The sequence below is a fragment of the Wolbachia endosymbiont (group A) of Epagoge grotiana genome, assembly GCF_947251775.1.
Taxonomy (GTDB): Bacteria; Pseudomonadota; Alphaproteobacteria; order Rickettsiales; family Anaplasmataceae; genus Wolbachia; species Wolbachia pipientis.
This window is the reverse complement of sequence record NZ_OX366387.1, coordinates 941,605-961,452: the sequence shown is the minus strand read 5'-3', so window position 1 is coordinate 961,452 and position 19,848 is coordinate 941,605. Positions and strand designations below refer to the sequence as shown.

General features: G+C 34.9%; 16 protein-coding genes, 1 tRNA gene and 2 pseudogenes. 12 read left to right on the top strand and 7 right to left on the bottom strand.

The features are described from left to right. Positions 1 to 6: 6 nt before the first annotated feature. Positions 7 to 189 (bottom strand): 50S ribosomal protein L32, encoded by a 183-nt coding sequence (rpmF, locus tag OPR50_RS04420; RefSeq protein ID WP_041573607.1) that lies wholly within the window; start codon positions 187 to 189, stop codon positions 7 to 9. Positions 190 to 1,107: 918 nt separating this feature from the next. On the opposite strand from rpmF, the gene OPR50_RS04415 reads away from it, so the two are divergent. The 5 genes from OPR50_RS04415 to OPR50_RS04395 all read left to right on the top strand — a co-directional run bounded on the left by OPR50_RS04415 (position 1,108) and on the right by OPR50_RS04395 (position 5,850). After that, positions 1,108 to 1,890 carry an MlaE family ABC transporter permease gene (locus OPR50_RS04415; protein ID WP_264339622.1) on the top strand — a complete coding sequence of 261 codons (783 nt, stop codon included), beginning with the start codon at positions 1,108 to 1,110 and terminating at the stop codon, positions 1,888 to 1,890. Beyond that, complete coding sequence (locus OPR50_RS04410) at positions 1,883 to 2,584, top strand: ABC transporter ATP-binding protein (RefSeq protein ID WP_006279859.1); 702 nt, start codon at positions 1,883 to 1,885, stop codon at positions 2,582 to 2,584. Before OPR50_RS04415 ends, OPR50_RS04410 begins: the two co-directional genes overlap by 8 nt. Positions 2,585 to 2,904: 320 nt before the next feature. Next, positions 2,905 to 3,402 carry a hypothetical protein gene (locus OPR50_RS04405; RefSeq protein ID WP_264339621.1) on the top strand — a complete coding sequence of 166 codons (498 nt, stop codon included), beginning with the start codon at positions 2,905 to 2,907 and terminating at the stop codon, positions 3,400 to 3,402. A gap of 72 nt (positions 3,403 to 3,474) precedes the next feature. Continuing rightward, positions 3,475 to 4,638 (top strand): 1-deoxy-D-xylulose-5-phosphate reductoisomerase, encoded by a 1,164-nt coding sequence (gene dxr, locus OPR50_RS04400; protein WP_265023842.1) that lies wholly within the window; start codon positions 3,475 to 3,477, stop codon positions 4,636 to 4,638. Positions 4,639 to 4,899: 261 nt separating this feature from the next. After that, positions 4,900 to 5,850: an Rpn family recombination-promoting nuclease/putative transposase gene (locus OPR50_RS04395; RefSeq protein ID WP_265023841.1), complete on the top strand. Its 951-nt coding sequence runs from the start codon at positions 4,900 to 4,902 to the stop codon at positions 5,848 to 5,850. Here OPR50_RS04395 and OPR50_RS04390 read toward each other — a convergent pair. Then, complete coding sequence (locus OPR50_RS04390; protein WP_265023840.1) at positions 5,847 to 7,094, bottom strand: IscS subfamily cysteine desulfurase; 1,248 nt, start codon at positions 7,092 to 7,094, stop codon at positions 5,847 to 5,849. The genes OPR50_RS04395 and OPR50_RS04390 overlap by 4 nt on opposite strands. 286 nt (positions 7,095 to 7,380) lie before the next feature. Next, the gene (gene tldD, locus OPR50_RS04385) at positions 7,381 to 8,799 is read right to left on the bottom strand and encodes a metalloprotease TldD (protein ID WP_265023839.1); all 1,419 of its coding nucleotides are present in this window, start codon (positions 8,797 to 8,799) and stop codon (positions 7,381 to 7,383) included. Positions 8,800 to 8,861: 62 nt separating this feature from the next. Between tldD and OPR50_RS04380 the strand changes: the two genes are divergently transcribed. From OPR50_RS04380 to OPR50_RS04365, 4 genes and pseudogenes are all read left to right on the top strand, one after another. Further along, a tRNA-Leu gene (locus OPR50_RS04380) sits at positions 8,862 to 8,946 on the top strand. A 70-nt stretch (positions 8,947 to 9,016) separates the two neighbouring features. After that, a pseudogene (locus OPR50_RS04375) lies at positions 9,017 to 9,514 on the top strand (hypothetical protein). Between the two features lie 253 nt (positions 9,515 to 9,767). Then, complete coding sequence (locus OPR50_RS04370; RefSeq protein WP_010962976.1) at positions 9,768 to 10,475, top strand: uroporphyrinogen-III synthase; 708 nt, start codon at positions 9,768 to 9,770, stop codon at positions 10,473 to 10,475. Then, positions 10,475 to 11,254, top strand: coding sequence for an exodeoxyribonuclease III (locus OPR50_RS04365; RefSeq protein ID WP_006280373.1), 780 nt, complete (start codon positions 10,475 to 10,477; stop codon positions 11,252 to 11,254). Before OPR50_RS04370 ends, OPR50_RS04365 begins: the two co-directional genes overlap by 1 nt. A gap of 36 nt (positions 11,255 to 11,290) precedes the next feature. Here OPR50_RS04365 and OPR50_RS04360 read toward each other — a convergent pair whose 3' ends face one another. The 3 genes and pseudogenes from OPR50_RS04360 to OPR50_RS08810 form a co-directional block, all read right to left on the bottom strand. Beyond that, positions 11,291 to 12,430, bottom strand: a complete 1,140-nt coding sequence (locus tag OPR50_RS04360) for a hypothetical protein (RefSeq protein WP_264339616.1) — start codon at positions 12,428 to 12,430, stop codon at positions 11,291 to 11,293. A 49-nt stretch (positions 12,431 to 12,479) separates the two neighbouring features. Continuing rightward, positions 12,480 to 15,065 carry a DNA polymerase I gene (gene polA, locus OPR50_RS04355; RefSeq protein WP_265023838.1) on the bottom strand — a complete coding sequence of 862 codons (2,586 nt, stop codon included), beginning with the start codon at positions 15,063 to 15,065 and terminating at the stop codon, positions 12,480 to 12,482. Positions 15,066 to 15,236: 171 nt separating this feature from the next. Continuing rightward, positions 15,237 to 15,598, bottom strand: a pseudogene (locus OPR50_RS08810) (transposase); the annotation flags it as partial. 105 nt (positions 15,599 to 15,703) lie between these two features. On the opposite strand from OPR50_RS08810, the gene OPR50_RS04340 reads away from it, so the two are divergent. Next, a complete protein-coding gene (locus OPR50_RS04340) occupies positions 15,704 to 17,170 on the top strand; it encodes an IS4 family transposase (RefSeq protein ID WP_264339584.1) in 1,467 nt (488 codons plus the stop codon). Next, a complete protein-coding gene (locus OPR50_RS04335; RefSeq protein ID WP_265023837.1) occupies positions 17,148 to 17,453 on the top strand; it encodes a hypothetical protein in 306 nt (101 codons plus the stop codon). Before OPR50_RS04340 ends, OPR50_RS04335 begins: the two co-directional genes overlap by 23 nt. Before the next feature lie 332 nt (positions 17,454 to 17,785). Here OPR50_RS04335 and OPR50_RS04330 read toward each other — a convergent pair whose 3' ends face one another. After that, positions 17,786 to 18,718, bottom strand: a complete 933-nt coding sequence (locus tag OPR50_RS04330; RefSeq protein WP_265023836.1) for an Rpn family recombination-promoting nuclease/putative transposase — start codon at positions 18,716 to 18,718, stop codon at positions 17,786 to 17,788. Positions 18,719 to 18,831: 113 nt separating this feature from the next. On the opposite strand from OPR50_RS04330, the gene wmk reads away from it, so the two are divergent. Continuing rightward, entirely contained in the window at positions 18,832 to 19,743 is a 912-nt protein-coding gene (wmk, locus tag OPR50_RS04325; protein WP_265023835.1) for a WO male-killing family protein Wmk, read from the top strand. The last annotated feature ends 105 nt before the right edge of the window (positions 19,744 to 19,848 follow it).

Sequence of the window (19,848 nt, the reverse complement as noted above, 5' to 3'; positions counted from 1 at the left end):
TAATAGTCACTCCGCCTGTTGCTTGATGAAAACCCGTTTTCCTTTGTAACTGCCATCAACTGCTACGTTATGAGGCAACATGAATTCCCCAGTTGTTGAACACACCACAATATTCTTAGGCTCAATAGCATGATGAGAACGATGCATATTACGCCTTGACTTTGACTTTTTTCTTTTTGGAACTGCCAAAATTTCCTCCATTCTACTACAAAATACAATACATTAGTAACATGTTTTTTACAGGAAGTAAACAGGGATAGTAAAATAAGTAAGGTTTGCTTATGTAATTGAGTTCTATAGCTAAAGTGGCTCTACAATTTGAAAAACCGTCATTCCGCTACTCGTTAGCGGAATCTATACCGCGAATGAATCCATAGCTGTACGAACATTCATTTTTGAAGGTAAATTGCACAACAGATGATGTCATTCCAGTCTGGAATCCAGAAATTTTGCTTATAACTGAGCTGATGAGCTAAAGGTAGTTGTCTTATGCTAAAACAAACGTTTTTAATTAAGTTGCATAGAAGCTGGATCCCAGTGGGCTTTGTTGCATCGCTACTTATGAAAGGCTAACTATAGTTAGGATTATAAGCGACCTATTGAAAATCTTGTTTTTTTGCAATCAATCTGATCAAATTTAAGAATAGTAATTTGTTATTTATATTAATAAATTTAATTCTATTGAAAATAGCTAAAGCATTGAAATTCTTGAATTTTAGCCAGATTGGTGAGTGGTAGTGAAATTTCTTTTACTCAAATTTAGGTATTCACTGACCGTTCTTGTTATAAATACCAGAATAATAAGCTACTGATATTCCCTATCTTTTTTATCTTTAATCCATCATAGCTAGCGATGCAACAAAGACATCCCAGTGTCTGGGCACTGGCCCACTGGTGGGAATTGCTCCCAAACTACAACGTTCGTACAGTTGTGGATACCGTGGCGGTATGACGTAGGGAAACCTTTCTTGGGTTAGCTATATGAGCTTTAAATTAAAACATCAAGTATGTTGAACTTAAAACATATCTCAGCTATACTTTGCGATAAAGTTAATAAAAATTTTAATAAAATCAGTAAGACTAACCTCTAGCTAAAATGAATACAAAGTGAGCTTTTTTGATATAAATAGTGTTAGAATAATTGGTAGGTACTTTATCAATTTTTTGTTAAGGCTTGGTAGTGCATTCATATTTTTTATTCAATCTCTATACCACTTCCTTGTGCCACCATATTATTTTAGCAACATAGCAAGACAAATTATAGAGATAGGCTTTTTCTCTCTGCCAATTGTTGGGCTCACTGGAGTTTTTATAGGAGCGGCAATAGTTTTACAAAGTAGCTTGAGTGACCCATTAATTAACCAAGAACAGATAATACCCAAACTTGTTACGATCACTATCATTAAAGAGTTAGGACCAGTTTTGATCAGCTTAATAATGGTAGGAAAGGTTGGATCATCAGTTGCAGCAGAAATTGGTACAATGCGCATCACCGAGCAAATAGATGCACTTACAACCTTGAACATCAACCCTTTTAAATATTTAATTGCACCAAGGATTTTAGCGTCAATCATAGTATTTCCCATACTTACAGTATGTGCAGATTTAATAGGAATATTTGGAGGATGTATCACTGCAGTCTTCGAATTTAACCACAATTTAAATATATACATTAAACACACAGCTCAGTTCTTTAATACGTATGATTTTATAACTGGGCTAATAAAAGCAACTGTATTTGGCGCCATAATTTCTGTCTCAAGCTGCTATTACGGTTACCATTGCAAAGAAGGTGCACGAGGAGTAGGTGTTGCTACAACATCAACTGTTGTTTTATCGTCCATACTGATCATTTTAGCAAACTACATGATTACTTTGATACATGCGTAACCCCATAATATCAATATTGAACTTAAGCTTATCTTTTGATGATAGGACAGTACTAAAAGATCTAAATTTTGATATATTAAAAGGGGAATCATTAGTCATACTTGGTGGCTCAGGAAGCGGCAAATCTGTATTAACAAAAACAATTATCGGCTTGCTTGCTCCAGACTCAGGGTCTGTTAAAATAAATAGTAAAAGCAAAAATAAATTTGGGGTTTTATTTCAAAATTCCGCTTTATTTGACTACGTTACAGTGTGGGAAAATATATCTTTTAATTATAAAAAGCGCTTTAATATCAGCAAAAAAGAGGCAAAACAGCTAGCAATCGAGAAGTTAAATGATGTTGGACTGGAGGAAAGCATAGCAGATATGTTTCCAATAGAGCTATCAGGTGGAATGAAAAAAAGAGTGGCACTTGCAAGGGCGATTGCACACAATCCAGAAATCATTATTTTGGATGAACCAACTTCAGGATTGGACCCAATTATGTCAGATATAGTAAACGAGATAATAATAAAATTATCTAGAGATCTTAACCCTACAATTATCACGATTACACATGATATTCATAGTGCATTTAAAATAGCTGATAAAATAGCAGTATTATATGAAGGGGAGATCATTTCCCATGGAACTGTTCAGGAAATACAAAATACCAATAACGAATATATAAAAAAATTCATTCATTATATATAGCTAAAGATATATACACTATTGCTAACAGTCATATTTTTAAGTTTTAACTTTGTAAAAGGTAGTGGACATTGGAATTCAGATTTTTTTCAAACTGGATCCTATAGCTAACACGTCATACCGCGATTCATTCGCGGTATCTCGGCATAGATTCCGCTAACTAGTAGCGGAATGACGAATTTGTCGTTTTTCAAATTGTCGTAAGTCAGTTTAGCTATATATAGGATGACAGAAATTGTTTGTATTAGCTATATTCAAAAGCTCTATTGATATTTTGCAATATTTGTGATAAAATAATAGCTTAAGGTTGAGAGTAAAAATTTATGAGTGAAGCTCAAGGTCCAAATATTGCAGAATGGCAAGCGCAGCAGCAACACCAAGAGGCTGCTGGTGAGAAAAGTGGTTTTGGTCTTGGTCACAGTGACTCTGTTTCAACAGTTGTCGATGGAATGAAATGGTTGTTCAACTTTCATGAAGGAGCAATTGCTGCTTATAATAATGTGTTTGAAGGTTTGGTGAGTGGCAGTAGTTTAGTAACACTGTTTGGAAAGTCAGGTAATATGTTTGGCATAAAACTTCTTGAAGGCCTTGCAGAATATTTTTCAGGTGGAGGTGGGGAAGATATGCCATCAGAAGGAATGGACATGGCTCATGGTGATGATGGACATCACTCAGATGATTACCCTCATGCCAATAACGAAATAGCTCATAATGCTGATGGTTTGCAAGACATGCATGATGCAGGTGATCACCATGGTCAATCTTTTTCACCTGGTCCTTCACCATCTGTTGGCGATGACCACGGACATGAACTTGGTTAAACGCTTAAAAACTATTGAATAGTTGGAAGAAGGCCTAATAAGAAAAGTTGCTATTGTTATGAGTTTGTCTTAGTGAAAAAGGTTTCAGTTTTAGGATCAACAGGAAGTGTTGGAAAAAAGACTGTAGATTTGCTCTCAAAGAGAAAAGAAGAATACCAAGTGGAAGCACTAAGTGCCCATTCGAACTTTGCTCTACTGGCACACCAAGCAAAACTGCTGAATGCAAAATATGTTGCTATCTCCGATGAAAGACTTTACAAAGATTTGAAAGAAAGTCTACTTGGTACAGATGTAAAAATAGCAATTGGTGCTACAAATGTTGCTGCTATACCTGTTGATCTCTCAGTTGTTGCAATAGTTGGCATTGCAGGCCTTGGGCCAGTTATGGAAGTTATAGAAAGCGGTACCAAAGTCATTGCATTGGCAAACAAAGAAAGCATTGTTTGCGGTGGAAAGTTATTACTCAAAAAAGCTAAAGAAAAAAATGTACAAATAATCCCTATTGACTCTGAGCACAATGCAATTTTTCAAATTTTGCAAAATGACGACAAATGCGTAGAAAAGATCATACTTACTGCTTCTGGTGGACCATTCTTAAATTATAGCCTTGAGCAATTAAAAAATGTTATGGTAGATAAGGCGCTTAGTCACCCCACTTGGAATATGGGAAAGAAAATCTCGGTTGATAGCGCAACAATGATGAATAAGGCACTAGAGATAATAGAAGCACATAACTTGTTTAACATCAGCCCGGATAAAATTGAAGCAGTAGTGCATCCTGAGTCAATAGTACATGGAATTGTAACTTATAAAGATGGGTTCAACTTTGCTGTGCTTGCAGAAACTGACATGGCAATCCCCATTTCGTATGCTCTATCTTGGCCAGAAAGATTAGTTTTAAATTATAAATTAGATTTAACAAAGCAAGGAAAATTGACCTTTCAAGAGCCAGACCATAAGCGTTTTCCTGCGCTAAAGCTTAGCATGGCAGTGTTAAACTCTTCTGCTCCACAAACAAACAGTATTGTGCTCAATGCTGCAAATGAAATAGCTGTTAATGAATTTTTGGAGTCACGAATCGGCTTTTTAAAAATAGTAGAGGTAGTGGAATCAACAATGGAAAGTTTTGGTAGTTATACCGATATTAATTCACTATCTGATATAATAAATATTGATTGTGAAAGTCGTATTATTGCTCACAAAATTGTTGAAAGTAAAGTTGTTGCGTATAGCTAGAGTAATGTAACCAGACTGCATTCTGTGATTTTTAGCAAAACACGATACACAATCGTCATTCCGCTACTTGTTAGCGGGATCTATGCTAAGATACCGCGGTGGTATGACGGTTAAGTAATTCGTCATCCCGCTGCTTGTTAGCGGTATCTCTAGATCCCGCGGCGGTATGACGGTTCGCGGCGGCATAGCTATCTTCAAAAATATGGTTGAATAATTGTTAATAATAGTGTATAATTATTAATATTTTTAAGCACTTTGGCTATGGCTTTATCTAAGTTTCTCGACCCTAAGCTGGATTTAACCTTTAAAAGAATCTTTGGCACTGAAAAAAATAAGAATATTCTCATACATTTTTTGAATGATATTTTAGGGTTTACCGAGATAAATACTATACAAGAAGTGGAATTCCTCAGTACTATAATGGATCCTGAAATTGCATCTGATAAACAAAGTATAGTTGATGTTCTTTGCAGGGATTCTAGTGGGGCCAGGTATGTGATTGAAATGCAGCTTACTCGCGATAAAGGCTTCGAAAAACGAGCTCAATTATATGCTGCTAAGGCTTACTCAAGGCAAGCTGATAAATCTGGTAAGTACATTGATTTAAAGAAGGTTTTCTTTATTGCTATCTCTAATTGTAATTTATTTCCTGATAAGCTTGATTATATATCCAGCCACACTATAAGAGATGAGAAAACCAATGAGCATGACTTAAAAGATTTTCAATTTGTATTTATTGAACTACCTAAATTTCCTAAGAATAAGGAAGAACAGCTAGAAAGCATAGTGGATCGTTGGTTATTTTTCTTCAAATATGCAGATGAAACTACGGAAGAAGACTTAAGGAAAATAGCAGAAAAAGCACCAATAATAAAGTTAGCCTACGATGAATTAGACAGGTTTAGCTGGAATGAAAAAGATTTAGCAGCTTACGAAGAAAGAATAATGGATCTACGCAAAGAAGAAGCAATTCTTGAATACAGACTTGACCTTGCTACTGAAAAAGGCATCCAAATTGGCGAAGAAAGAGGCATCAAAATTGGTAAAGAGGAAGGGAAAATTGAAGTCGCAAAAGCAATGCTGGCTAATAATGTTGATGTCAACACTATTGTCAAGTTTACTGGCCTTTCTATTAGTGAGATTGAAGAATTAAGTGTGAACGGTTACAGAGTAATTTCAAAGTGCATTTGCAATTGGAATGGATACATTTAATGAGAGTCCCATTTCACGGTGTTCAAATCTACTCCTTCTTGTACCATCTCCCAAAGTGGGCTCATTTCTCTCAGTCGGCCAATATTTTTAGCAACAAGATCTGCTGCGTACAAAACTTCTTCTTTAGTTGTAAATCGGCCTAGGCCGAATCTAATTGATGAATGCTCAAGGTTATGGCCATTATTTAGCGACCGTACGACATAGGAAGGCTCAAGAGACGCAGACGTGCACGCAGAACCAGAACTTACTGCTAAATCCTTGATTGCCATGATGAGAGACTCACCCTCAACATAGGGAAAGCTCAAGTTTAGGTTGCCAGGAATTCTATTTTCATAATCACCATTTAAAACGATATCAGGAAACGCTTCTTTTATCTTATTATACAAAATATCCCTTAATTCTTCCACTCTAGTTGTTTCTTTTTTCATTTCTTCTTTAGCAATACGTGCCGCTTCACCAAAACCAACTGCAAGAGGTGTTGGAACTGTTCCAGAACGCATGCCTCTTTCCTGTCCACCACCACTAATTAGTGGTATCAGCCTAACACGAGGATTCTTTCTACGTACATATAATGCGCCTATTCCCATAGTTCCATAAATTTTGTGGCTAGAGAGACTCATAAGATCAATGCACATCTCATTAACATCAATTGGAACTTTTCCAAAGCTTTGAGCTGCATCTGTATGGAAAAATATATTATGCTTTCCGCATATTTTACCAATCTCCTTTACAGGCTGAATTACTCCGATTTCATTATTTACCATCATCACTGAAACCAGGATCGTTTGATCAGTAATTGCTTCCTCAAGCTTTGATAAATCTATAATTCCGTTTTGCTTAACAGGCAAATATGTAACTTTAAAGCCTTCATTTTCCAGATGCCGACAAGAATCCAGAACACACTTATGCTCCGTGCAGACAGTGATTATATGATTTCCTTTATTTTTATAAAAGTGAGCAACGCCCTTGATTGCTGTATTATTTGACTCAGTTGCACCTGAGGTAAAGATAATTTCTTTGCTATCTGCGTTCACCAGATCAGCGATGTGTTTCCTTGCTTTTTCCACTGCTTCTTCAGCAGTCCAACCAAATGAATGGCTGCGAGAGTGTGCATTGCTGAACTCACCAAAGTAAGGTATCATCACCTCTAAAACACGGGGATCTACTTTAGTAGTAGATTGATAATCAAGAAATATTGGTAATTTTATTTTAGCATCGTGTATTTTTTTACTTTCAACATTCATAAAGCTACCACGGAGACAAAATTTACAATTATTTTATAGCATTAAAACTTAATTTTTTCAAGATATAATCTTGCATCAAGTACAAAAGTGTCATCCAAGTAGCTGACACATAACTGTACGAACATTTATTTGCGAAAGCAGTGTGTTAAATGTTATAGCCAGTTTTGCCTCAAACACAAAGGCAGTGCCCAGACACTGGGATGACACCCTATTGGTGGCAATTGCTTCCAAATCATAATGTTTGTACAGCTGTGCGCCGTGCGCTGGAATCCGTTTTAGCCCTTATCTATATCTCAGTTCCACCAACAGTTATTGCGTCGACTTTGAGTGTCGGCTGACCAACTCCAACGGGCACATTTTGTCCATCTTTCGAGCATGTGCCAACACCAGGATCTAACTTTAAGTCATTACCAACCATAGATACTTTTTTCAACACTGTTGGACCGTCACCAATTAGTGTTGCTCCTTTTACTGGCTGTGTAATTTTGCCATTTTCTATTAGGTAAGCTTCCGAAGATGAAAAAACAAATTTTCCTGACGTTATATCAACCTGCCCACCACCGAAATTTACTGCATATAGACCTTTCTTTACGCTAGATATTATTTCCTTCGGTGTATACTTTCCGGGCAACATATAGGTGTTTGTCATGCGCGGCATAATAACTTCTTTATAACTTTCTCTTCTACCATTACCAGTTGGGCTTACACCCATGAGTTTAGCGTTCATATGATCCTGCATGTATCCTTTTAGGATCCCATCCTCTATCAATATATTATAACTGGGTGGAGTGCCTTCATCGTCTACGCTGATAGAGCCGCGCAAATTGGGCAGAGTTCCGTCATCAACTACTGTGATGTCACTAGCTGCTACTTGTTTACCCACAGAATTTGAAAATGCTGAGACTTTTTTGCGATTGAAGTCGCCCTCAAGTCCATGACCCACGGCTTCGTGTAACAATATTCCTGGCCAGCCTGGACCTAAAACGACTGTCATTTCTCCGGCTGGAGTTGGAATTGCTTCAAGATTTACCAGTGCTTGTTCTAACGCTTGGTTTGCAACTTCTTTCCACTTTTTCTCAGAAATAAACTTACTATAAGAGTCCCTTCCACCATGCCCTGCAGAACCTCTTTCGGTACGGCCATCTTTTTCTACAATGACTAGCACATTAAAACGTACCAGAGGCCTGATATCGCTTAATCTGTGATCACCCTTTATTATTTGTACAACTTGCCATTCTTCACTTAGAGTTATTTTTACTTGCTTCACGCAGTTATTTTTGGACCTTACATACTCATTAACCTCATTGAGTAGCTTAATCTTTGAATTCAGATCCATTTCATTTATAGGGTTAATCCTCGAATATAGGCTTTTTGTCTCTTCGTTTAAATTTATTGAATTTGTCTTGTTTAAAGACACTGAGCTTTTTACCATAGAAGCAGCATTACTAATTTCTTTTTCGCTGATCTCAGAAGAACAAACGAAAGATGTACTATCTTCACAAAAAGACCTTAAACCAAATCCCCTTCTAGTATTCAAGTCCATGTGTTTTAATATGTTATCCTCAAAAACCAGGGACTCCGACTGGCAAAATTCTAGAAACAGCTCACCACCATCGCTATTGCTCAAAGCGTTATTGACTATTTTATATACGTTATTAATATTAACATTGTTTTGAGCAAAAAATATTTGATCTAGATTTGGCATTACCTTTGAACTAAAAATTGTTTAAGTATATTATTTAACTTTAACATAGTAAACTATAAAAAGCCCGGGTGGCGGAATTGGTAGACGCGCTAGCTTCAGGTGCTAGTAACTTTTTAAGTTGTGGAAGTTCAAGTCTTCTCTCGGGCACTCTTAGCTTCCATATTGCTTATTGAATTAATTAATGTTATAATATAACATATTAGGTAATATTTATGCTATGTATGGTGAAAAAGATAAGTTAGCCTACAGAAAGAAGGTACGAACTTACTCGAAACGCTTAGTTACTACACTATCTACTATCTCTTTCATTGGATAAATAGCGGCATTGGTCTTGAATATTCCTGTCTTAAGTCTGTATTTTAGTATTGCCGGCACTATATTCAGTGCACTTTCGTTTGCTTTAAATATATGGTCACTAAATGATCATTCCCGACAACAGAATCTTAATAAGAAATCTGGCATAAAAAACACTCCAGGACAAAAAAAGTTAACAAAGATCTATCTTGATATAGCATCCAGTGCTTCATTTCTAATAGGAGGTATTGCATCTATGTCGCTTTTTGAGTCTTCTGTTATTTATTTTGTTTCTACGCCTTTTTTTATTCTAGGCTGTGTTATTATGGCAGCTAATATCGTTCAAACTATGATTAGTGAACCACAGACAAAAAACGTCCTTGAGAATCTCTCTTCAAATACTGCAAGAGTACAAGCTTAAGTATTAACTTATTTAACTTATACAGGAATATTAGCTATATAATTCCACTGAAGGAAGCCATTCAAAAGAGTTCGATGTAATTAGCGTCAAAAAAGTGTAAGCAGAAATTGTGGGCTTATTGGGGTAGGAGCGCTTAGTACTCCTACTTCCACATCAATTACTTGAATAATTGCTCAAGCTATCAAAATAAAAGTTTTTATTCAGTAATTTGTGTATAAAGGGTACTATTTTACTGGTAGTAAAATAAATCAGAATGAAGTCTATTTTATTAACGAGGCCTTTATTGGATTCGTTCAATACAAGAAATATATTGAGAAAGTATGGATACAAAGTTTATATAGAACCAGTATTCACAATAAAGTACTTAAATCCTGATATATCTGCACACGAATTTGACGTTGTAATATCCACAAGTAAAAACAGTGTAAAGGCTTTTAGTCAAATATGCAAAGTGGATGACTTTCCGATTATTACAGTTGGTAATTCAACCATGCAGGCTGCAAAAAATTTGGGATTTTCTGATATAATCTCAGCAGACAGCAACGTTGATGGTCTGATATCATTCATAAAAGCTCACTATTCAAGTGCAATAAAGTTCTTATATATAAGAGGACAAGAAGTATCATGTGACCTAAAAAAGAGATTATCTGAAGAAGATTTTAACGTAAGAGAAGTTGTACTCTATAAAACAATCATTAAAAGGAGTCTAACTAATAGGTGTAAAAATTTACTGTTGGATGGTAAAATTGGTAGTGTTGCTTTTTTTTCCTCACAGACAGCAAGGGTATTTTGTTCATTAGTTCTAAAAAGTGGGCTATCTCATGTGATGAATAATACAGTTGCATATACCATGAGTAAAAACATTGCTGATAGTTTAAAGTTAATCAAGTGGAAAAAAATTATAACATCGAGGTTGCCTACTGGGGAGAGTTTAATTGATATAATTAATAAGGATTGCTGATGCTAAAGATTGCAACTTGGAATGTAAACTCCATACGTAAAAGAGTTAACCAACTTTGTAGTTTTATAGTTGATAGTCAGATAGATATAGTTTTGCTGCAAGAGATAAAATGTACGGAAGAGCAATTTCCTTATGCGGAGATAGAAAAGTTAGGATATGAATATGCTATCTATGGACAAGTTGCAAGAAATGGCGTTTGTGTTTTATCTAAATATCCGATACTGGAGAAGTTTAAGATTGATATCGTAGAAGGTTATCAAGAAGCGCGTTATATAGAGTGCATAATAAAGCACAATAATCAGAAGGTAAGGGTGGGAAGTGTATACGTTCCAAACGGTCAAAGCCCGGACTCTCAAGCATTTGAATATAAACTCAAGTTTTTTGATAATCTATATGAAAGGATGAGCACTTTGTTAAAGAATGAAGAGTTAACTATTATAGCTGGCGATTATAATGTTGCACCGGATGAAATTGATGTCTTTGATTCAAACTTATTGAATGGCCAAGTGTGCTTTCATATAAGAGAACGTGAGAAGTTAAGAGCGATCTTGAATCTTGGGTTTAAAGATGCGTTTAGAATATCTCACCCAAATTTGCAACAATTCACTTGGTGGCATTATCAAGGCAATTCACTCAGAAATAATCAAGGAATGCGAATAGATTATATGCTGTTATCACCACAAGCTGTAGATAAATTGGAAACATGCTACATAGATGATAGATTGCGTAAGCTAGAAAATCCGTCTGACCATACTCCTGTTGTATGTGCTATAGAATAATAGTAGACCTCTTACACAACTCACTTTTTGGCAAACCTAAGGAGTCTTACTTGTCTGCCGCACTGTGTTTTTAGCTTGCTGACCAACACTAATTTTTTCAAGCATAGGGTTAGGTTGTTGTTCACTCTTTTCATTTTTCTGGGAAACTTTCTCAGGAACATGCTGTTGTTCACTCTTTTCTTTTCCTTGGGAAATTTGTTCAGAAACAGAGGTGCATTTCTCAGCTCCTTTGACTGAAGTTTTTAAAATTGTATTGATACCATCAAGAACTTTCCCATCCCATCCTTCTTTTTTCTTTTCATCTTGCGAATGAGGGTTATATAAAGTACCTTTTTTGTCATTTGAAAAAAGAACCTCCACTCCTCCTTTTATGACGAATATTGCACCAATAGCAGCAACAACTACTCCGAGTGTAGTAGGACCAAAAATTAACATTGGAATAGTGGAAAGAAGGACAGGAAAAAAGATCTTGCTTAAGAACGTTGTTACCATCTCTTCATCACTAAGTGGTGGTTCATCTTCCTCTTTTTTGTCTTTACCTAAGAATGGTATTTTTTCTTTCACCCCATCCATAAAGGAGCCAGAAATATTTTTCGGGTCTATTTTGATCCCTCCAATTAGCAGCAGCGGCATTTCCAATACGAACTTTATGGATGAATCTTTAGCTTCTGTACCGCGTATATCAGCTACACAGTCATCTACTACTTCTTTTATTTTACCATTCTTGAGATTCTCCTCATTAGCTAATTTTTTCTCTCTAATTTTCTCAAATACGGAAAGTAAAAACTGAGAAAAATTCTCTTCACTGAGTGATTTTATATCTTCTGGATTGACATTGTTGAATATCTTTCCACTATTCTCAAATACAAAAGTAAAAATTTTCTTTTCATTTTCATCCTGTAATCGAGGTAACCGTTCCTTTAATGACTTCAGATCACTCTGTAATTTTTGTTTTTCTTTCAATTTCTGTTTCTTCTTTTCTATTTCCTGTTCCTTCTTTTCTATTTCCTGTTTCGTTTGCTCTTCTAGTTTTTCTGGATTTTTAAAAATATCTAGGAAAGTACGATAGATTAACTGATGTTTCTCTTTTTCAAATTTAAAAACTTTCTCATCTTTGTTAGTTACCTGAGTAGGTAACTTTGGAGGTTTTGAACTTTTTACTTGTGGGCCTATCATGGCTGACCTATTTGCATTTGCTATGTCCTATTCTAACATATTTTTCGTATTAGTTCAAATGATTTATACTCCTAGAATTCACGATGTTTAAGTCATAATTAAGGGAATTTAGACCCCAGTTGTCGCCAACTTTTATTTCTACTTCAAGTGGTACAGAAATTTCTATTGCATTTTCCATTATATCTTTCATAAGTTTTGCTGTTTCTTGTACCTTTTCGTCCTCTACTTCAACCAGTAGTTCATCGTGAACCTGGAGGATTATTTTACCTACTTTCAATTGGTCAAAAAGCTGAATTGTCGCACGTTTTATTATATCAGCAGCGGTTCCTTGCAGTGGTGCGTTTATTGCTGCCCTTTCTGCAAATTGTCTTATATAAGGAATTGTATTGTTTATGTCTCTTACAAAACATCTCCTGCCAAACAAAGTTTCTACATAACCATGCAATCTTGCGATAGACACTGCTTTTTCCATATAGGCCTTTATTTCTGGGTAACAGGAAAAATAGTAATTAATGTATTCAGCAGCTTCCGCAATGGTAATTCCAAGCCGCTTTGCAAGACCAAATGGGCTAATGCCATATATAATTCCAAAATTGATGGATTTTGCTTTGCGTCTTAATTGCTCATCTATTTCTTGCACTCCAAAAACTTGCCTAGCGGTGATCTCATGAATATCTTGTCCGTTTGCAAAAGCTTCTTTAAATGCTGCAACGTTTGCAACGTGTGCCAGGAGTCTTAACTCTATTTGTGAATAATCAGCAGAAATTATCTTATGCCCTTTTGGCGCAATAAATGCTTGTCTGATAAGATTTCCCTCTTCGCTTCTGATAGGAATATTCTGTAAATTAGGATTGCTGGAGCTCAGCCTTCCAGTTGCAGTTGCAGTCGTTGAAAAGCTTGTGTGTATTCTACCATCAAGTGGATCAACTTGCTTTATTAATGCATCAGTGTAGGTGCCTTTTAATTTACTTAAATGTCGCCAATTTAAGATTTTACTTGCGATTTCTACCCCTTCTTCTTCGAGTGCCTCTAGAACTTCATAATTGGTGCTATACGATCCAGATTTTTTTGACTTTTTCTTTTTATTAAGCCCCATTTTGTTAAACAAAACATCACTTAATTGTTTTGGCGAAGCAATATTAAATCTTTCTCCTGCCAAATTATATATCTCATCTTCAAGCACGGCAATTACCTGCTGAAATTTATCGGACAGCTCCTGTAATTTTTGTATGTTCAGTAATATCCCATTTTTCTCCATATCAAATATTACTTTCATAAGTGGCTTATCGAAGCGCTCGTAAATTGTGAGCAATTTTTCCTGAAATAACCTTTGCTTTAGCTTTTCATGAATTGCTATTAAAGTTTTTGCCGAGAAAATTTCTGCATTTTCACTCAAATTATGCGCAACTATGTTTGGAATACTGTGATCATGCTTTCCTGTATCCAAGCTATACGACATTATCATCAAATCATCAACTGAATCTAGCATCTTCTCTACTGTAGGGAAGATTTTCCTGATTTCTTTAATGTTATGTATTATTTTAAGCGCCCCATTTGAGAGTAAAGTTGAGTTAATTATAATGAGTGCATCTTGTATGCTGTCTTGCTCTATATAAAAAATATTACTTTCGCTATAAGATAAGGAAATTTTATTTAATAAGTTGTCTTCAAAGTGGCAATGAATTGCAATTCTGCCTTCATATCTACAATGCTCCAAAAATTTCTCTAACTCTTCACTACTATATTCTATTTTCTCTTTTGTGCTAGACCCATTATAGGAAAAAAGCTTTTCCACTTTCCCTATTAAGGAATTGAATTCATACTTCTTTAAAAAGGATAATAGTTTTTCCATATTTGGAGAATGGACTTCATATTTTGCAATATCATGTTGAAGGTCTACTTTTTCGCATAGTGATAAAAGTTCTCTTGAAATTAGAGCTTTTTCCTTATGTTCGGTGAGAATATTACGAATCCTCGTTTGCTCGATATTATCAATGTTCTCTATAATATTATTCAATGAATCAAATTCATCCAGTAATTTAGCTGCAGTCTTCGGACCTATTCCCGGAACGCCTGGAATGTTGTCAGATGCATCACCAGTTAGAGAAAATAAATCAAGAAGCTTGTGTGAGTTTACACCAAATTTTTCTATTACTTGTTTTTCATCTATGTATATATTTTTAATAGGATCAAATATTAGAATGTTGTAATTCAAAAGCTGGAACAAATCTTTATCTGATGAAACGACTACCACTTTAAAGTCTTGGTGTTTGGCGTATTTTGCAGCTAGTGTTGCGATTATATCATCTGCTTCATAACCTTCAATCTCTTCATAGCTGAGGTTAAAAGCTTCTACCGCTTCCCTCAGTATGGTGAACTGTGGAGTTAGATCCTCAGGAGGCGTTACTCTGTTCGCTTTGTACTCAGGATATAAATTGTGCCTAAAATTCTTTTTCCCTGCATCAAGTGCTATAGTTAAGTAGTCCGAATGGGCAATGTACTTAAGAACCATATTCAGAAAGCCATATACACCACCTATTGGCATTCCTGTTGTGGTAATTAAGTGAGGTAGTACATAGTAAGCTCTGAAAAGAAAACCATAGCCATCGATGATTGTGAAAGTTTTTTCTTTCATTGTAGATATTTATGCGTGCTTTTGATGGTCCACTATTTAGCTGAGAAAATCAAGTTTTTGTTTTTCTGCTTTTGAGCGTTGTAAGAGATTTTACCGAAAATAGCATTTATGATGGGGATGTACACATATGACCTTACCCAGAAAAAGTGGAGAGAAAGTGTGGAATGTTTTTCACAAAGAGAATGATGAATCAAAATGCTCAGGAATGCAATAGTTAATAGTGACGTTGTTTGTTATAAAAAATTTCTATGTATTCAAATATTGCAGTTCTAGTTTGTTGAGCAGAGTGTTGTGAAGTATCAATAAGTATTTCTCTTTTCAATGAGCTAAAGAAGCTTTCTGCAACAGAATTGTCGTAACAACAGCCTTTATTACTCATCTATATTCTTTACAGCTAAGAGATATTGATACCCTTGCGCAGTATATTGTGAACCTTGGTCACTGTGCAGCAGTAGATTTTTAACAGGTTTACGCCTATTAATGGCCATTAATAAAGAGTTCATAACCAATTGTTTATTTATTGCACTACTCATTAACTACCTTACTATTACCCATAAGTATATAAATAGTAAAAAAGCTGATATTTTACTAATTCAACTTTCTATTATAAATGGATCTATGGTCTAAAAATGGAATATATGATGAAAAGAACTATAAATACTTCAACTGGCGAATGGGCAGAAAGTGAATTTGGAATTGTTAATTTTGGTGATATAAGATTAAGTAAAAGGCTTCTAAAAATAGTTAATAGTTTTGCTGAATCGCCTGAGCGTTCAATAAATCAAGCTTGTGAAGATTGGCATCAAAGTAAAGCAGCTTATAGATTTTTCCAAAACGATGCCATTTCTGAGAGAAAGATATTAGAAAGTCATATAATTAAAACTGTTGAAAGAGCTAAAGAATACTCAACTATCTTAGCTATCCAAGACACGAGTTATATCTCATATAAAAATCATAAAAAGACCGAAGGATTAGGGATTATAGCAGCAAGATTAACATCTAAAACAACTAATTTTAAAACACATGGATTAGTGATGCATACAACGTTTGCAGTTACAACAGAAGGACTGCCTATAGGATTATTGGATCAAAAAATTAGTACTAGACCCTCCTTAGCTGAAGACCTAAAAGAGTTGAAAAGAAGAAGCCATAATACTGCTGTTCCCATAGAAGAGAAAGAAAGCATACGGTGGATAGAATCACTTAAATATTCTACTAATCATCCTGGATTAAAGGATATCAAGGTAGTTACCGTCTGTGACAGAGAAGCAGATATGTATGATTTATTTGAAGTTGCTTCCACTAATCAATCTCTTTTTGTAGTAAGAGGAAATCAAAACAGAACAATAAATAAGAAGTCGACTTATTCTGAAAAAGGTGGTGAAAGGTTGTGGGATCTGATGAATCGCATGTCTTGTCAAGGAGAAATACAAGTGAATATTCCTGCTCGCAATGATAAACCTCAAAGAACAACAGTTTTAGAAGTAAAGTTTAGCAACTTTGTGATGAATGCATCAAAAAATAACGCTAGACGTAAAACCCAAAAACTTCCTAATTTAAGTTTAAATGCTGTCTATGCTATAGAAAAATACCCCCCATTTGGCGAAGAGCCTGTGAACTGGATTTTGTTGACAAATATAAATATTAATAATTTTGAAGAAGCAGTAGAAAAAATACAATGGTATTGCTTAAGATGGAGAATAGAGGTTTTTCATAAAATTTTGAAATCTGGTCTTAAAGTTGAAGAATGTAGGCTCCAAGCAGCAGATAGATTAATCCGCTTTCTTACAATAATGAGTATAATTGCATGGAGAATATTTTTTATCACACTAGTAGCTAGAACAAATCCAAATCTTTCTTGCACTTTCATACTGACTGACGACGAATGGAAGGTTTTATATACCAAAATGCTTAAGACAAAAAACTATCCTGAGACACCACCACCTATAAGAGAAATTGTGAGGTGGGTGGCCAAGTTAGGAGGGTTTTTAGCTCGCAAAAATGACTTAGAACCAGGCCCTATAGCTTTGTGGAAGGGATGGAAACGTCTCTTTGATTTAGCAGAAGGATGGAAACTTGCTCATGAATTTTATACTTGTGGGTAATAGTAAGGGTAGGGAAGCAGGGTGCCCTGGTAAATTAAGTCCGAAGAAATTTGAAAAGTTTATAGCTCAATTTAATAAGGGTCTGCTAAATCAATCAATAGAGCAGATATTACACAACAGAGATAGTACATTAGAAGTTGATGGTACAAAAAAACAGCAGATGAGTTTAGAGCCTAAAAGTTATTTAAGTAATGCTTCAGTTCACAGCCATTCAAAGGACAAAGTATCAACTTGTCTTTCTGAGATAGGAGTAACCAAGCTTGGAGGTAATCTCAATAGGTAGGTTATAATATAAGAGGTAATATGCCAAGTAGTGGAAAATTTAAAGTGAAGGTAGCCAAAATAATTAGGGAAACAACCAGTAGCAAGTTTGATAGTCTTAATGCTAAAATGGATGAAGTAGACATTAAATGCTAAGTGATTAATGTATTTTCCATATTGAACTTACAGCACGTAGCTTTGATATAGAAGTTTGGGTAACGTTATGATAGTAATTTATATAATTCTTTGTGCAATCTTCATAGCTGTTTTAGACAGTTCATTAGACTCTTAGTTAAGGGATATGTCTAACTTAAGAAAGGTTTTCATAAATGTTCGAGTTAATAAGTAGGAATATTATGTTTTTTCCTTGAGTTGCAAGATTTCAGAATGAGAGAGACCGGTAATTTGAGCTATAACATCTATAGAAACACCGGCCTTAAGTGAGTTTTTTGCAACTTCAATTTTACCTTCAATTTTACCTTCAATTTTACCTTTTTGATGGCCGATTTGGATGCCTTCTTTCCTGCCCTTCTCTTCTCCAATTTGGATGCCTTCATGTTTAGCATCATCGATTTTTTGTTCCAAGATAGCAGCTTCTTTCTGTAAATCCATTACTCTTTCTTCATAAGCTACTAGGTCCTTCTCATTCCAATGAAACTTATCTAATTCATCATATGCTAGCTTTATTATTGGTGACTTTTCTGCTATTTTTCTTAAATCTTCATCCGTAGTTTCTTCTGCATACTTAAAGAAAAAGCACCATCTCTCAACAGTAGTTTCCAACTGCTCTACTTTACTTTTTGTAAATTTAGGTAGTTCAATGAAGACAAATTGAAAATCTTTTAAATAGTGCCCGTTAGTCTTTATATCGCGTATATTATGAGTGGAAATATAATAAACATCTGAAGGAAAGAGAGTACTATTGGAAATAGCAATAAAGAATACTGTCTTAAAATCGATGTAATTGCCAGACTGTCTTGAGTAAGCCTTAGCAGCATAAAGTTGGGCACGTTTCTCAAAGCCTTTATCACGAGCAAGCTGCATTTCTGCAATATACCTATTTCCGAGAGAATCCTTACAGAGGACATCAACGATGCTTTGTTTATCAGAAGCAATCTCAGGATTCATAATGGTGCTGAGAAACTCAACATCCTGAATAGCATTGACTCCAGTAAAGCCTAAGATATCATTCAAAAAATGGATAAGGATATTCTTATTTTTTTCAGTACCGAAGATTTTCTTAAATGTTAAATCTAATTTTGGATCGAGAAACTTCGAAAGAGCCATGAGAAAGTAAGATAAAAAGCATTAATAATTATACACAATTGTGAAGAAATATTCAACTAAAATGCAAACATTTTGTATATCTTTATTTGATAGTATTAACCCATATAATATTTATGGCAAATATCTCTACAAGGTATCAGATAGCAGAAAAAGTAAGGAGCTGGAGGTTAAAGCGAGGTTATACTCAAAAAGATTTAGCGGGAAAAATCGGCGTAACGTATCAAATAGTACTACAATATGAAAAAGGAACACGTAAAATTTCGATTGAAAAGTTGTATGCTATAGCAGAGATATTGTCGATTGGTATTATAGACCTAATTCCTGTATCAAATGAAAAAATCTGTTTTGAAGATGAGGGAGAGGAAATATTAAATCTAGTAAGAAAATATAAAAAGATTAATGATCAGGAATTACGTAGAATGTTTTGTTTACTAACCAAATTTGTTCAAGTTAGTGAGAAAAATAGTAAAAAAACGGAGAGAATAAAAATTGCAAAAGGTCTGGTTAAAGGAGGAGTTTCTGTTGATATTGTTGCAAAAACAATTGGTCTCTCTGCTGATGAATGTGTTGAAGAAAAAACGGGTTCTATATACTGCAAAATAGGGAAAAAGATAAAGGAATGGAGGGCAGTACAGGAATATACTCAGAAGGATTTAGCAGAGAAAATGAGTACAACACGTGACGAAATAAGCAATTATGAGCAAGGAAGAGTTGCTGTTCCACTTGATAAATTATATGCAATAGCAGAAACATTATCGATTAGTATTACAGATCTTCTAATAGAGGAAGGTAGTAAAGTAGAAAATGAATTACCGAATTTAATTGAAGAATACAAAAAGATTGAAAGCCAAGAACTACGTAATGTACTAATAAAATCTATGTTTAAAAGCATACAAATTTGTGAGGAGAAAATTAGAGAAGAAGAAAGAATCAAAATTGCAAAGAACTTAGTTAAAAAAGGAATTTCTACCGATATTATTTTGCAAATAACAGGCCTCTCTTTAGGCGAAATTCAACAAGTTTAAAATAAAAAAATCACTATATATTAATATCTTCACCTATTCATGAAAAAATAAGTAAAAAAGATTGAGAAATTGATTTGACTTCACTCGGAAGCTATGGCCTTATGC

Coding starts and splice junctions, on each gene's coding strand:
- OPR50_RS04410 (WP_006279859.1), top strand. CDS start 1,883: ATGCGTAACCCCATAATATCAATATTGAACTTAAGCTTATCTTTTGAT.
- OPR50_RS04405 (WP_264339621.1), top strand. CDS start 2,905: ATGAGTGAAGCTCAAGGTCCAAATATTGCAGAATGGCAAGCGCAGCAG.
- OPR50_RS04395 (WP_265023841.1), top strand. CDS start 4,900: ATGGCTTTATCTAAGTTTCTCGACCCTAAGCTGGATTTAACCTTTAAA.
- OPR50_RS04390 (WP_265023840.1), bottom strand. CDS start 7,094: ATGAATGTTGAAAGTAAAAAAATACACGATGCTAAAATAAAATTACCA.
- tldD (WP_265023839.1), bottom strand. CDS start 8,799: ATGCCAAATCTAGATCAAATATTTTTTGCTCAAAACAATGTTAATATT.
- OPR50_RS04370 (WP_010962976.1), top strand. CDS start 9,768: ATGAAGTCTATTTTATTAACGAGGCCTTTATTGGATTCGTTCAATACA.
- OPR50_RS04365 (WP_006280373.1), top strand. CDS start 10,475: ATGCTAAAGATTGCAACTTGGAATGTAAACTCCATACGTAAAAGAGTT.
- OPR50_RS04360 (WP_264339616.1), bottom strand. CDS start 12,430: ATGATAGGCCCACAAGTAAAAAGTTCAAAACCTCCAAAGTTACCTACT.
- polA (WP_265023838.1), bottom strand. CDS start 15,065: ATGAAAGAAAAAACTTTCACAATCATCGATGGCTATGGTTTTCTTTTC.
- OPR50_RS04340 (WP_264339584.1), top strand. CDS start 15,704: ATGATGAAAAGAACTATAAATACTTCAACTGGCGAATGGGCAGAAAGT.
- OPR50_RS04335 (WP_265023837.1), top strand. CDS start 17,148: ATGAATTTTATACTTGTGGGTAATAGTAAGGGTAGGGAAGCAGGGTGC.
- OPR50_RS04330 (WP_265023836.1), bottom strand. CDS start 18,718: ATGGCTCTTTCGAAGTTTCTCGATCCAAAATTAGATTTAACATTTAAG.
- wmk (WP_265023835.1), top strand. CDS start 18,832: ATGGCAAATATCTCTACAAGGTATCAGATAGCAGAAAAAGTAAGGAGC.